Origin of the sequence: Pseudoalteromonas phenolica (genome assembly GCF_005876835.1) — a bacterium.
GTDB classification, from domain to species: Bacteria; Pseudomonadota; Gammaproteobacteria; order Enterobacterales; family Alteromonadaceae; genus Pseudoalteromonas; species Pseudoalteromonas phenolica_B.
The window spans coordinates 232290-245735 of the sequence record NZ_PPSW01000006.1 but is presented as its reverse complement, the minus strand read 5'-3'; the positions used below and the strand labels follow the sequence as shown (position 1 = coordinate 245735).

Genomic DNA, 13446 nt, shown 5'->3' with positions numbered 1-13446 from the left:
AAGGTTTTCTTGCCTCAAAATAGACCACTTAGTTAAGCGGATTGGTATAAGAAAAGCGCGCAGCGCTTTTCTGTTAAAAAATTGAAAGGTAAATAATTGAAACTATCGAGACCAGCATAGTTGAGAATGTAAGCAACATGCCTGATACGCGAAACTTTAAGTTTTCTTTGGTTTGAGAAACGCCATAAGCATGAAGTACTCGTCCAATTAACAATGCTGCACCGAGACCATGGACAAGAATAAAATGCCCTTTTAATAATTCAACTGATAAAATTAATATCAAACTGATTGGTACGTATTCTGAGAAATTAGCATGCACACGCATGGCTCTTAGCAATTCTGGGTTGTCTCCTGTACCAACACCGATTTGTAATTTTTTTCTTACTTTTATCGTCTTAAAACTTAAGAATAAGAATAATAATGCTAATAAGGCAACGTAAATTGGGGTGATCATCTTGATTCCTTTTTTTGTTGTTTTCTTTCAATGCAAGTATTCATAATTACTTGTTTTTCATTATCTGACAATGAATTCCACTTTAAAATTTCATCTAAGCTTCTAAAGCAACCAACACAGACATCATTCTCATCCAAGCAGCATTGCCGGATACAAGGTGATTCTATATTTGAAGGTGTTTCATTATTCATGTTTAAAAGCCTATAAAAAAGGCCCCGCATGGAGCCTTAATAATTAAGCTAAATTGTTTTCTGTTTGTTTCACTTCATCTTTCATTAAAAAGCTCAACAAAACAGGAACCAGGATCAGTGTAAAAATTGTAGAAACAACAAGTCCACCCACAACAACCGCACCAAGCCCACGATATAATTCACTCCCTGCCCCTGGCATTAATACAAGTGGTAACATCCCCCCGACAGAGGTGAGCGTTGACATCATAATTGGCCTGACTCGGCTTTCAACTGAAGATCGGATAGCAAGCTGCCCGTTCATTCCGCGCTCTTTTTGTTTATTTAATGCTTGATGCACAATTAGAATCGCATTGTTTACAACCACACCTGCCAAAATTACAAAGCCAAGTAATGTAAGTACATCAAGGTTTTGAATTGGTGTATATCGGTCAAATACGCTGGCCCAATGCACAGCACTCAAGCCCATAAATCCACCTAATGTTGCCAGCGGTACCGTAACCAAAATAACCAGTGGATACTTCCAGTTTTGAAACAAGATGACCATCACCAAATAAACCACGAACATAGCTAAGAACATGCTCGAACTTAACGTACCAAATAAACTGCCATCACCTAACAGTGCATTTTTTAGATCTGCTAATTTACCTGCACTGCCCGCCATGTTCACATCAACATATTGAGACATCGCACCTTGGCTTTTTAATTCACTCACCATAGCATTAACCGAGTTAATAGCTTGTTCAAGTGGCATACCTGCTGGAGGTGTAAATTGCAAAGTAATCGCCCTTTGTCTAGCAACGTGTTTTATTTGGTCTGCAGTCTGAGTTCGCTCTACAAGTGCAATAGACTGAAGATCGATTACAGCGGAACCAGGTGTGGCAATAGGTAATTGCATTAAAGATTCAATTGGATAATCCGATTGTTGAGCTTGCGTTACCACTTTGAGATCTTTTAGCTCTCCACCTATGGCAAAACTGTTCATTAGAATCACACCATCACCATTTGTTTGCACAGCTAACCCCAGATCTCTTCGGGTCATATTAAGCTCAGCCAAACGCTCATCTAATGGTTTAATACTTAACTCAGGCGTCGGTAAAATGAAATTAGCAGGCTCAGGTATGGTTGCATAAGGACCATATTTACCAATCAATTTAAACAACAAGGCTGTCGCGCTTTGCGTTATTTGCTCTAAGTCATCTCCCACCAAATCAATTTGGATGGCTGAACCCGTTGTGCCACCCGTGCTGAACAGAGGAAACTGAAAAGCAAAGCCGATAACATCAGGTGCGTTTACTCCCATTAAAGTTTGATTAAGGAAATCAACTGAATCTACAGTTTTAATCGGGTCTTGTGGAATAAGGCCATGCAATACTTGCCCACCCATTGCAACTAAGAAGTAATGATCAACTTTTGGGGCATCTATCATAGAGCCATCCATTAATTGAATGCTTGGCCTATCTGCTTCGGTTGCGCGTTCACCTTGTCTAAAGTATTGCTCAGCTTGATATTTATCTTCAGTTAGCTCCCAAGCAGGACGTAGCTTTTGTTCTATACGATCGCCAATTTCTGATATTTGATCTAAATTGTAACCAGGTGGTGGTACCATAAAGCCAAATGCAAAATTCCGATTACCCTTAGGCAAGTAATCTAATGGCGGAATTAAAATTGCGATACCAGCAAGTGTGATAACGCCAAAGCTTGAAATTACAATTAACTTTCGTTTGGTCGTTTCTGTAAGATAAGTAAAGATAGCACCTATTGTGTCAGGGAGTTTTGCCGCTTTAACCTCAACCGCTTTAAACCATTTTAAGTTGATTTCTACTTGCTTAGACTCAGTACGCATTCTCAAAAAATAGCTCCCTGCGACCGGAATGACTAAGATTGAAACAATAAAACTAATAAAAACCGCAGCCATAATAGCAAGAGATATGTCTCTAAATAACTGACCCGCACTGTCACTGATGGTTAATATAGGAATAAATACCACGAGCGTGGTCATGGTTGAGGCAAATACCGCCCCTGCTACTTCTTGGGTACCATCGACACTGGCCTTGAGTGGCCTTTTACCCATTTCTAGATGCCTGAATATGTTTTCTATAACAACGATGGCGTTATCTACCACCATGCCTACCGCGAAAGCCATGCCAGCCAAAGAGACAATATTGATAGATCGGCCAAGTGCAACTAAGACAACAACAGATGCAATAACAGAAATTGGGATAGCTATTGCAATTACGCCTATGGTTCTGAGTGAGCGTAAAAATAATAATAAAGTGAATACGGCTAACATGCCTCCAACGACAATATTACTTTGTACAAGCTCAATGGCATTTTCTACATAAGTTGATGAATCCCATGTCAAAACTAGTTCAAATGTGCCGTTTATACCAAGTTTTTTGGCATGCTGGTCAAGCATCCCTCCCGGTTTATTAAGCTCAGCCATTTCCACTTTTAAAGCGTTCATAGCTTCAAGTAAGTTCGCACCGCGAGTTAACTGAAAATTAAAAAATGGCATTTTTACGCCACGGGCTCTCACCCAATCAGTCATGTCTTTATAATCTATGACCACCTCAGCAACATCACTGATATACACAGGGCCATTGATATCTCTGCGTAATACAATGTTTTTCACTTCAGACACATCACTAAAACGACCATGGGCTTTAACACGAATATCATTTTTACCATCAGGCAGTCTACCTCCTGAATAGCTTGTGTTGCTAAGCTGTATAGCATCAACAAGCTGACTGTATGTCACACCAAAGTTTGCCAATTTTACTGGGTCTACTCTAATTTGAAGTTCTTGCTCGCGTGCGCCCATCATGCCGACTTTCGATATACCTTTTATGTTCTCAAGACGTGGCCTTAATCGCCTTTCCATAAAGTCATACAAAGTCGTATTATCAAAGTTAGGATCTGTCGCGGCCAAGCCTACCCATGCGATGTAATCGACTGACATGGGATCGACACCTTCAACAGTTGGTTGAGAGACACCCATCGGGTAAGCAGGTACTTCATTGAGTTTTTGTACCACTTCAGCCTGCGCTTTATTAATGTCAGTGCCTGTTTCAAATTCTAATCTAAGTTGAGCCGCTGAGTTTTGACTAATACTGGTTAACGAAACTAAACCAGTGACATCAGAAAGCACCTTCTCTTGTTCAATAACAACATCAGATTCAATTTCTTCCGGACTGGCGTTTTCCCAAAATGTACGCACACTGACGACAACCGAGTCGACAGTTGGGGTCATCTGAACTGGGACTTTTGTGAATGCCAATATGCCTGCAAGCACTGACAAAATAACGGCAACAACCACAGAAATTGGTTGTTTTACCGCAGATTTAACTACATTCATAAATATCCTTTTTAGTTCACATTCTCTGAAACAGACTGCGAACTGACTTGCGTATCTGGTACAGCCACAACAGGGCCAGGCATTAGCCGCTCATTCCCTTCAGTCACCACTTTATCGCCATTGGCTAAAACGACACTATCAATAGCAACCCAACCAGATCTATGAAAATTCACTTTTACAGGTACGAATTGCGCAGACTGTTTGTCTCCGTCGGTATTCACCTTATAAACAAAATAACTACCACCACGTTGGATCAAGGCATCTTTCGGCACCATTAATGTTGATGATTTGGCGTTTGTAGCAAGCCAAGCACTGACTGACATTCCAGGCATAAATCCAGGGTGGCTAATTTCAGCAATAACTTTGAAAGTTCGCGCTCTAGGGTCAATTTGATTAATTACTTTCACTTTATTAGACGTCGCCAACACACTGGCACTTTGCAATGGAATTGATAACGCCTCACTATATTTAATGTGAGAAAGTCGTTCAGGTATATCAAGCCAAGCTTCTAGTTTATCGAAAGAAGTGACTTTAAAAGCAGTATCGCCAGCAGATAACCATTGCCCTAGTTCAGCGTGACGTTCTACGACTTGCCCACTAAATGGTGCAACTAACTGCGTATCAGAAAGCTTTACTTCCGCAAGTGTTAGACTTGCCATCACTGCATCCACGTTCTGTTCCGCTGCGAACATATTCGCTTTCGTAGAATTAGCTTCTGCACGGCTTCTTTCAAGCTGCTGTTTAGACACCGCATTATTTTTTTGCGAAGTTAAATATGCTTGATAGTCACTTTGTGCTCGTTCAAATTCAGCTTTAGTGGCTTTTAAGTTTTCTTTTGCTGCAGCATGTTCTGCTCGTAGTTGGTCGACTTGCGCTATGAGACGTCTATCATCAACTTTTAGAAGTCGATCACCTTTTTTAACGTAATCGCCATCATTGACCAACACCTCAGTCACCAGTCCTGATTCACTGATGGCAATATTAGATGTTTGGTAGGCTTTTAGCGTTCCGACTACTCGGATCTGCTCTTGCTCTTCTTTCTCTACTACTTCGCTATAACGTACAACTTGTGCATGGACGTTTGAGATAAACATTATCGATAAAAATAATAGCGACTTAGTCATTCGTTTTTTTCTAGAAAATAAGCTTGCCATTGGGGTTCCTTGTAAATACACCAGTTTTGGCAACTGAACTCAGTACTGCTATGCAGCATTGCATAACTATAAATAAAAGTAGCAAAAATGTGATTTGTACACTTGTACTAAGTATAGAATGAAATAAATATTGGTTTTTTTGGTGGGTTAATTTGATAACTCATTATCAAGCTTTTTTATTATTCTAATGAATGGTTAAAAAATCAACCTATTTTTAACTTGTAATCTTATAAAGTAGTGGTGTTAGAATATTAAAAACAAAAAGTTAAGTATCTGATATGGACTATTTAAATATCAACAAAGCAACATGGGATAAAAGAACGGATATTCACCTTGAGTCTTCATTCTATGATGTGCAATCTTTTATTAATGGTAAATGTAGCCTCAATCCTCTTGAGAAAGAATTACTTGGCTCAGTTGAAATGCTTGATTTGCTTCATTTGCAATGTCACTTTGGCCAAGACACGCTTTCACTTACTCGACTGGGAGCGAAAACAACTGGGGTTGATTTATCAGCCAAAGCAATTGATGCTGCTAAGCGGCTTTCTTCTGAGCTTTGTCTCGATGCCAATTTTATCTGTGATGACATAGTTCAATTCGGTGAAAATAATAACAAGCAATTTGACGTTGTTTATACATCATACGGCGTTTTATGTTGGTTACCAGATTTGAGTCAATGGGCAAAAACCATTTCAAATGCATTAAAATCTGGAGGCAAATTTGTCTTGATTGAGTTTCACCCATTCAATGATCTGCTTTCAGGCTATGATTATTTCGAAAAACAGTCTGCTGATGTTGAAAAAGAAGGCACTTATACTGAGAATTGCGATGGAAAAGAGTCTACCATTGTGACTTGGTCACACTCTGTGAGTGATGTGATCCAAGCCCTGATTAACGCTGGGCTTGAAATAAAGCAATATATAGAATCACCTTACTCCCCTTATGATTGTGAGCAAAATTTGCAGCATGTAGACGGAAAAGGATTTGTCAAACACCATAAAGGTAAGTTGATCCCGCAAATATATGCCATTCAGGCTATCAAAAAATAAGAAAAAAATGACATCAGATTTAAAAAACACAATCCAGAATTTAGGCCCTGGTATTTTAATGGCAACGGCTGCCGTTGGCGGTTCGCATTTAGTTGCTTCAACACAAGCAGGCGCAATATTTGGTTGGCAGCTTTTCGCGTTTATTATCATTGTTAACTTATTGAAATATCCATTTTTCAAGTTTGCAGTTGCTTATACGGTCAGAACAAATAAAAGCTTAGTTGAAGGTTATAAAGAAAATAGCACAGGATTATTTTATTTATTCACTTTACTTAACGTCATTTCTGCGGTTGTTAACACTGCAGGAGTATTATTGCTTACGGCGCTTCTGCTTCAATATGTCTTACCATTCCAAGCTAGTTTGACTAGTTTATCCATTGGTATTTTATTTACGTGTTTATTGATATTACTTCTTGGTCATTACAAAGCGCTTGATAAAGCCAGTAAGATCATTATGGGGGTTCTTACCTTATCAACACTTATCGCCTTTGTTGTTGCTTTATCAAATGGACAAGTACACCCTGAACCTGCTGCGCCAATATCTCCTTTCTCAATGGCAATGCTTGGATTTATGGTGGCGTTAATGGGTTGGATGCCTGCGCCAATTGAAATTTCTGCGATAAATTCTCTATGGATAAAAGCGAAACACCGACACAAACACATAGACGTTAAAGAAACACTTTTTGATTTCAAATTAGGATATGGACTGACATTGCTACTCGCCTTGCTGTTTTTCTCGCTTGGGGTGTCGCTTCAATATGGGCAGGATAAACCGATTGAACTTGCAGGCGTTGCATTTTCTAAACAACTCATTGATATGTATGCGCTTACGATAGGTGAATGGTCGCGTTGGTTAATTGCAACGGTTGCATTCTTGTGTATGTTTGGCACCACAATAACTGTTTTAGATGGCTATAGCAGAACACTAAACGAATCATACACCCTAGTAACCAAGTCACCTAAGAATCTAATGTGGATGATTTTGATTGCTCAAGCTGTTTTGGGTTTAATTGTTATTTTATTTTTCAAAGCGAATATCAAAGATATGCTGATGCTTGCGATGACTCTGTCTTTTTTAACGACACCTTTTTTTGCATGGTTAAATTATCAATTGGTAAAGGGTGAAGTATTTCAGTCAGAATCAAAGCTTATAAAGATATTGACTGGTTTAGGCTTTGTGTTTTTAGTTGGTATTTCAGCTCTTTTTGTGTTTTGGAAGGTGTTTTAAATATGTGAGGGTGCAATACCCTCACATATTTAAACAAAAAAATTAGCTTCAAATAAACGAACTTCTATAAGTTTGAGAAGAATTTTTCTGGTTGATGACGCACTGGTTTAGTACACATCACAGTAGGTGTACCCAAATATAAATAGCCCACTATTTCATCTTTGCTATCAAGCTCGAGTAACTCTTTTACCTTTTCACTTTGAGCAAAATAACCGGTTCTCCAAACGCCTGAAAGACCTTGTGCAAAAGCGGCTTGTTGCATTGCAAACACACTACAAGCAGCGCTTTCAATTTGCTCTATTCTTGGCACTTTAGGATGCTCCATGTAAGGGCTAACTGCAATGATAAGCATCGGTGCTCTTTGCGGCAGTTCTTTTGCCCTACTGATTGTTCTTTCGTCTTGTTGTTCAGCAACAGCAGCTTGATAATAAATTTCACCCAATTTATCTCGGCCATCTTCCTCGACTACAATAAATTTCCATGGCGCCAAACCACCATGATCTGGCACTTTTAAAGCGGCTTTTTTAATTATTTCAAGTTGCTCTAAGTTTGGACCAGGAAAAGACAGGTTGCTGTCTGATTGCCTTGTTGTAAGAAGCTCTAATGCATCCATGATAATTCTCTTTAGTTAACTTACTACTAGAATAACAAGAAATCAGACGTATTCGCATCCCTTAACTAACGATACCGTTTAAATATCCAATAATCTAAACTGACAAACCGACCTGCACCTGTGAATAACAGGCTTAATAACATAGATAAATAAATGACAGCGAATTCAATACCATTATTTAATATCGCAACAGAGCCTTTTTCAAGCAGGTAACTTGGAAAGCCATGGTTCTCAATAATTTCACTTATTTTAGAAAGCCTTTGCGATACTTCATAAGAGTTTTCTAGACTTTGCTGTGCAGCTTCAATGTTGAACCAGCTAAGCACTTTTGCAGGACTAGAGTCACCAGAACTTGGGGCAATTGCAAACCAACCGTTATCCCAATGAACACTGGTTATGGCAACTAGCATAGTGAAAATCAATGGGATTGAAACTAAACGTGTGAACAAACCAAGTAGTAATAGCCAGCCACCCAAAAATTCAGCCCACCCAGCTAGAAAAGCAAGTAAATCAGGAAAAGGTAACCCCAAGCCCCACTCTGTATTGCCAAACCATGTCACTACATTTTCATCTGCAAGCAACCGAGAAAACAAAGATACATCTGGATTGCCCAGATTCAATTTATTGAAGCCCGCAATGATCATTGTGGGCGCAAGAATCAGCCTAAACAGTAAGGGTGATATGAAGTCAATTGACACGAGCTTTGACTTGATGGTTTTTACATAATTAGGATCTTTAAATTGCATATGAGTTCTCTCTGCTTTTTTCTATAAGACCTAAGTAACCAACATTTTATTTCTTATTCTTTAAATAAAAACTGTTTAATTTTGTCGTCAAGTAATTTGCTATCTAATGGTTTGGTCAGAACATCATTCATACCCGCTTCTAAACATTTTTCTTTATCTTGTAATCCAGCATTGGCGGTCAAGGCAATAATAGGAAGTTCATTTAAATATAACTCTTGCCTGATTGCCTTTGCAGCTGTAACACCATCCATCACTGGCATCATCATATCCATCAAGACTAAATCAAATTTATTATTTGTAAGCAAAGTAAGAGCTTCTTGTCCATCGTTGACTATGGTGACTTGGTAATCTCTCTTTTCAAGAATCGCTTTAATTACAAACTGGTTTGCAATATTATCTTCCGCGACGAGCACTTTTAGTGACATTTTAGGTATGTTTGGGTACTCATCAAATTCATTTTTATCATCGACTAATTCAATTGAAATATATGGCACTCTGATAATAAACTCTGTCCCTTCTCCCACTGTTGAATAACAAGTTATACTGCCTCCCATTAGGTTCAATAATCTGCGCGTTATACTTAACCCCAATCCAACGCCCTGCTGCCGGCCTTTTTGTCTAGAGTGAAATTGCGTAAATGGTTCGAACAGTTTCGAGATATCTTCTTCGCTGATCCCTATACCTGTATCAATAACTCGAAAGATTATTTGATTGTCACTTTTGTTAAGATAGAGTCTAACGCTTCCTTCATGAGTGAACTTAAATGCATTACTCAAGAGGTTAAGCAGTATTTGCGATAACCTGACACCATCGCAGTTGATTCTCTCGGGTACACTCTGATCGATTGTGCACTCAAACTCAATACCATGTTTGATTGCCTGAGTTTCAAATTGCTTAACTAGGTTCTTGGTTAAATTTATCAGGTTAGTGTCAGCGAGTTCGAGTTTTAGGGTGCCTGATTCTATTTTGGCAAAATCTAACGTGTCTGAGATCACACCTTGCAATAATCGTGTACTACTGCGCATGTAATCAATTAACTCATGTTGTTTTGAACTCGGGTTTGTGTCTTCAAGAAGCTCAAGCATACCTAAAATGGCATTCATAGGTGTCCTGATTTCATGTGACATAACAGCTAAAAAATCTGACTTTGCGGCATTGGCTTTTTCAGCCCGCTCTTTTTCTTTTTGTAAATCAATTTCACGTTGCTTGGCATAGCTGATGTCTCTTCCTATACCCATATAACCAAGATACTTACCTTCTTCATCAAATTGCGCTTTACCACTGATACTTATCCAAAAAGTTTTGCCGTCGGGCGCTTTGGCTTCATATTCAAAGTTGTGTAATTCTTGGTGATTATTGATGAAATTAAGAAACATGCCCCATTTCTTTTGCTGTTGTTGTTCGTCGTATGAGCGAATTTCAATGGGTGTTTTTCCAATAAAATGTTGATATGTATGAGCTTGAAACTCATCTTCAGCACTCGATATATATTCGTACCTAAGTTGATTATCTGTTTCCCAAAACCAATCTGATGCGAGCTCTGCGAAAGCTTGGAATCTAGCCTGACTGACAGTTAATGCTGCTGTTTTTTCGTTGAGTAATCGTGTTGTGTGCTCTATATAATCCAATTTTAAAAATGTATGACGAAATATAGGTAAAAGTGAATGGATAAGCGTCATTTCTTTCGGTGCTAATAACGTCCGATTTTTGTAATAACAAATAATAAAACCATTTGCGTCATTAACTTTTGTGTAAACAAGAAATGCCTTTAAATCGAATTGATTTGGTTTTGTGAAAGTGACATTCGAAAGTGAAACAGGAAGCGCATCAACCTTTTTATCAATTAAAGACTGAGTTTGTAAGTCATGCCATAATTCATCAAGATCATTAAAATCAACAACTCTTAATTCACTTGTCGAAGCTAGCTCATAAAACCCCTTAGCCTCATTTATAAAAGCTGAAATATGGTAAACATTAAGATAATCGCTCAATCCAATTTTAAGACGTAAGAGAGCTTCATTGTGATTTTTTGAGTTATTAATACTATCAATGAACTCAAGCGCTTTTGACGATAAGACACTCTCCATGTATTTTCCTTCATACTTTAAAATGCTTGATACTTCTAATTTAGACCAATTACCAGAATAACTCAGCTTTTTCGTTTCTGATAATATCTACGGCTTCTAGCACTAAATCAGTAATCTTCATAATTAATAACTTATTTGCAATGCAAAATGCGAAAGTTACAGAAATTCAACTATAGTTTAACCTGATTCACACAATTATGTTGGCCTAGTTATTGATTGGTATAACTGGTGTTAGAAGGAGGCAGTTATGAGAATCGTGTGTATTGGTGGTGGTCATGGTTTATCAACCGTGTTAGAAGCCTTGAATTCCGGAAATCATCATTTAAGTGCAATTATTGCGACCACTGATAATGGTGGCAGTACAGGACGACTTAGAGCTGATAAAAGACTGGTTGCGCTAGGCGATATAAGGCGTTGCATTGACTCTCTTGCCAATAAGAACCATCTCATGTCTGTACTATCACAACATCGCTTTGGCTTTGAACATGATGTTAAGGGACATAGCGTTGGTAATTTAATACTAAGTGCCCTGTGTGAACTTACCCAAAGCCCGAGCAAAGCAATACAAGAATATGCTAGATTATTAAACGTAGACCATGCTATTTACCCAATGAGCGAATCTCCAGTCGATTTAATCGCGACCGCAAAAAATGGTACTCGTATCGAAGGAGAGTGTGAAGTTGATGCGTTAAGTGATTTGCCTCAAGCACTTTTCCTAAGTGATAAAACTATTTCTGCAGTCCCAGAGGCTGTCCGTGATATCTACAATGCTGACATGATCTTAATTGGCCCCGGAAGTGCCTTAACTAGCGTTACCCCCCCTCTGCTGGTTAATGATATAAAAAACGCGTTGCTGAACACCTCTGCATGCCGTGTATTTATCGAAAATGTTTGTAAAGAGAACAGTGTAATGTCGAGAATTTCTCCATGCGAACATGCCGCTTGGCTCGCTGACTTAATTGGCTATAAGTTTTTTGATTTATGTTTGAGTGTCGATGCTCTCGGCGCGATGGACACCAGAGTTGATTTTAATAATTTAAATAACAAATCAATAAGTACTCATAATAAACAGCAACTTAAGTTTGTGATCGAGAGCATGATTGCGCATCCTAAAAAAGAGAAGTTACCCTCTCTAATACATTAGCCACTGCTGAGCAAAGTGTGTTTATTTAAATAAGTTTAGTCAAATGAGTTAATTAAGTTTTGGTAACGAATTAAGCGTTTTTTTATGAACTTCACTGAGTAGAGAAATTTTAGACTCTATAATTGCTAATTCTGGACTGCTTTTTGCTGCATTCTCTATATCAGCAGCAATGTCTGCGAGTTGGTCAGCACCGTATGAGCGAGCACAACTTTTTAAACTATGTGCAAGACGCTCAATTTCGCTTTGTTGAACTGATTTTGCAGTTAGTTGCTCAACCAGTTTAGTACTTTCTGTAAGAAAAACTTGCATCAACTGAGTTAAAACGTCGACACCTACATCATCTTTTAATTGTTGTATGGTATTTGGGTTAAACATATATTCGCTCCAAATGAGGTGACTATGAAATCAGTAAAGACCATTCTTTTCTTAGATTCAAGCCTTTATGGCGGTATTGAAACACATATCGTGCAATTAGTAAGGCTTTTAAAAAGCCACAACCTTGTTGTTGAAGTCTTGTTTTATCAAGATCATGGCAATACACAACTTTATCGCAATTTAGACGATGCCCAATGCACTTACACATTTCTTGAGGGTAAAGTTTCTTCACTATATACATTATTAAAAAATAAAAAAGCGCCTGTGAATCTGCATACTCATGGCTATAAAGCCGGTATTATCGGGCGTTTAACCTGCAAGTTATTAACCTCTCGTTGTATCTCAACATACCATGCAGGCGAAGCTGGTACAGGCTTTGTCTATTTGTATAATTATATTGATAAACTCACCAGTTTCATGTCTAAAAACTTTGTTGTGTCTGATCGTTTATTGTCTCAAGTGCACAATGCCGAAGTACTAGACAACTTTGTTGATATAACAAACCCAATGTCGTTCGATTTTTGTGATAAGTTAAGAGTCGGTTTTGTTGGCAGGCTGTCTCACGAAAAAGGTCCTGACAATTTTGTGGAGCTTGCTCGAAGACTAGATAAAAACCCAAGCATAAGTTTTAATGTGTTTGGTGATGGTCCTATGGCACCTGATTTACAATCATCTAAGCCCGCCAATATTAAATTTCATGGCCACCAAGCTAGCTCTGATTTTTGGGATCAAATCGATGTACTTGTTATCAGCTCCAGAGCTGAAGGTTTACCTATGGTGTTATTAGAAGCGATGGCTAGATCTAAATGTGTAATTAGTTTCGATGTCGGCGCAGTTGCCAAAGTCATTTCTCACAATACCAATGGGTATATTTGCACTAGCAATTGTATTGATGAGTTAAGCGAAACTCTTATTAGTTGGTCTCAAGCAAGCAAAGATAAGAAGAAACAAATAACCCATAATGCATTCCAAACGATCCAGCAAGATTTCAGCGGGTCAAAACAGCTTGAACAATTAACACGCGCATATTTTGGATAAATGTTTTTTACA

The 13446-nt window shown here is 38.4% G+C and carries 12 protein-coding genes; 4 read left to right on the top strand and 8 right to left on the bottom strand.

The window, feature by feature from the left end:
* Positions 1 to 73: 73 nt before the first annotated feature.
* The 4 genes from C1E24_RS03585 to C1E24_RS03570 are packed head-to-tail and all read right to left on the bottom strand — an operon-like array spanning position 74 to position 5154.
* On the bottom strand, positions 74 to 454 hold the full coding sequence (locus tag C1E24_RS03585) for an MAPEG family protein (protein ID WP_138478800.1): 381 nt from the start codon (positions 452 to 454) through the stop codon (positions 74 to 76).
* Positions 451 to 645, bottom strand: coding sequence for a DUF1289 domain-containing protein (locus C1E24_RS03580; RefSeq protein ID WP_138478798.1), 195 nt, complete (start codon positions 643 to 645; stop codon positions 451 to 453). The genes C1E24_RS03585 and C1E24_RS03580 overlap by 4 nt, the downstream gene beginning before the upstream one ends.
* Positions 646 to 688: 43 nt before the next feature.
* The gene (locus C1E24_RS03575) at positions 689 to 4000 is read right to left on the bottom strand and encodes an efflux RND transporter permease subunit (protein WP_138478796.1); all 3312 of its coding nucleotides are present in this window, start codon (positions 3998 to 4000) and stop codon (positions 689 to 691) included.
* An 11-nt stretch (positions 4001 to 4011) separates the two neighbouring features.
* Entirely contained in the window at positions 4012 to 5154 is a 1143-nt protein-coding gene (locus C1E24_RS03570) for an efflux RND transporter periplasmic adaptor subunit (RefSeq protein WP_138478794.1), read from the bottom strand.
* A 278-nt stretch (positions 5155 to 5432) separates the two neighbouring features.
* Here C1E24_RS03570 and C1E24_RS03565 point away from each other — a divergent pair, with 278 nt between their 5' ends.
* Complete coding sequence (locus tag C1E24_RS03565; RefSeq protein ID WP_138478792.1) at positions 5433 to 6203, top strand: class I SAM-dependent methyltransferase; 771 nt, start codon at positions 5433 to 5435, stop codon at positions 6201 to 6203.
* 7 nt (positions 6204 to 6210) lie between these two features.
* The gene (locus C1E24_RS03560) at positions 6211 to 7431 is read left to right on the top strand and encodes an NRAMP family divalent metal transporter (RefSeq protein WP_138478791.1); all 1221 of its coding nucleotides are present in this window, start codon (positions 6211 to 6213) and stop codon (positions 7429 to 7431) included.
* A gap of 64 nt (positions 7432 to 7495) precedes the next feature.
* On the opposite strand, the gene C1E24_RS03555 is transcribed toward C1E24_RS03560, so the two are convergent.
* From C1E24_RS03555 to C1E24_RS03545, 3 genes are all read right to left on the bottom strand, one after another.
* Positions 7496 to 8044, bottom strand: coding sequence for an NAD(P)H nitroreductase (locus C1E24_RS03555; protein WP_138478789.1), 549 nt, complete (start codon positions 8042 to 8044; stop codon positions 7496 to 7498).
* 65 nt (positions 8045 to 8109) lie between these two features.
* Positions 8110 to 8790, bottom strand: coding sequence for an HvfX family Cu-binding RiPP maturation protein (locus tag C1E24_RS03550; protein WP_138478787.1), 681 nt, complete (start codon positions 8788 to 8790; stop codon positions 8110 to 8112).
* 53 nt (positions 8791 to 8843) lie between these two features.
* A complete protein-coding gene (locus C1E24_RS03545) occupies positions 8844 to 10877 on the bottom strand; it encodes a PAS domain-containing sensor histidine kinase (RefSeq protein WP_138478786.1) in 2034 nt (677 codons plus the stop codon).
* 247 nt (positions 10878 to 11124) lie between these two features.
* Between C1E24_RS03545 and C1E24_RS03540 the strand changes: the two genes are divergently transcribed.
* Complete coding sequence (locus tag C1E24_RS03540; protein ID WP_138478784.1) at positions 11125 to 12021, top strand: gluconeogenesis factor YvcK family protein; 897 nt, start codon at positions 11125 to 11127, stop codon at positions 12019 to 12021.
* 48 nt (positions 12022 to 12069) lie between these two features.
* Here the strand turns inward: C1E24_RS03540 and C1E24_RS03535 are convergent, their stop codons facing one another.
* Complete coding sequence (locus tag C1E24_RS03535; protein WP_138478783.1) at positions 12070 to 12396, bottom strand: Hpt domain-containing protein; 327 nt, start codon at positions 12394 to 12396, stop codon at positions 12070 to 12072.
* A gap of 24 nt (positions 12397 to 12420) precedes the next feature.
* Here C1E24_RS03535 and C1E24_RS03530 point away from each other — a divergent pair, with 24 nt between their 5' ends.
* Positions 12421 to 13434, top strand: coding sequence for a glycosyltransferase family 4 protein (locus C1E24_RS03530; RefSeq protein WP_138478781.1), 1014 nt, complete (start codon positions 12421 to 12423; stop codon positions 13432 to 13434).
* Positions 13435 to 13446: the final 12 nt, after the last annotated feature.

What these genes read in the sequence shown, in the direction of transcription:
- C1E24_RS03575 (WP_138478796.1), bottom strand. Translation starts at nt 4,000, where the DNA reads ATGAATGTAGTTAAATCTGCGGTAAAACAACCAATTTCTGTGGTTGTT.
- C1E24_RS03555 (WP_138478789.1), bottom strand. Translation starts at nt 8,044, where the DNA reads ATGGATGCATTAGAGCTTCTTACAACAAGGCAATCAGACAGCAACCTG.
- C1E24_RS03530 (WP_138478781.1), top strand. Translation starts at nt 12,421, where the DNA reads ATGAAATCAGTAAAGACCATTCTTTTCTTAGATTCAAGCCTTTATGGC.
- C1E24_RS03560 (WP_138478791.1), top strand. Translation starts at nt 6,211, where the DNA reads ATGACATCAGATTTAAAAAACACAATCCAGAATTTAGGCCCTGGTATT.
- C1E24_RS03535 (WP_138478783.1), bottom strand. Translation starts at nt 12,396, where the DNA reads ATGTTTAACCCAAATACCATACAACAATTAAAAGATGATGTAGGTGTC.
- C1E24_RS03585 (WP_138478800.1), bottom strand. Translation starts at nt 454, where the DNA reads ATGATCACCCCAATTTACGTTGCCTTATTAGCATTATTATTCTTATTC.
- C1E24_RS03570 (WP_138478794.1), bottom strand. Translation starts at nt 5,154, where the DNA reads ATGGCAAGCTTATTTTCTAGAAAAAAACGAATGACTAAGTCGCTATTA.
- C1E24_RS03565 (WP_138478792.1), top strand. Translation starts at nt 5,433, where the DNA reads ATGGACTATTTAAATATCAACAAAGCAACATGGGATAAAAGAACGGAT.
- C1E24_RS03540 (WP_138478784.1), top strand. Translation starts at nt 11,125, where the DNA reads ATGAGAATCGTGTGTATTGGTGGTGGTCATGGTTTATCAACCGTGTTA.
- C1E24_RS03550 (WP_138478787.1), bottom strand. Translation starts at nt 8,790, where the DNA reads ATGCAATTTAAAGATCCTAATTATGTAAAAACCATCAAGTCAAAGCTC.
- C1E24_RS03580 (WP_138478798.1), bottom strand. Translation starts at nt 645, where the DNA reads ATGAATAATGAAACACCTTCAAATATAGAATCACCTTGTATCCGGCAA.
- C1E24_RS03545 (WP_138478786.1), bottom strand. Translation starts at nt 10,877, where the DNA reads ATGGAGAGTGTCTTATCGTCAAAAGCGCTTGAGTTCATTGATAGTATT.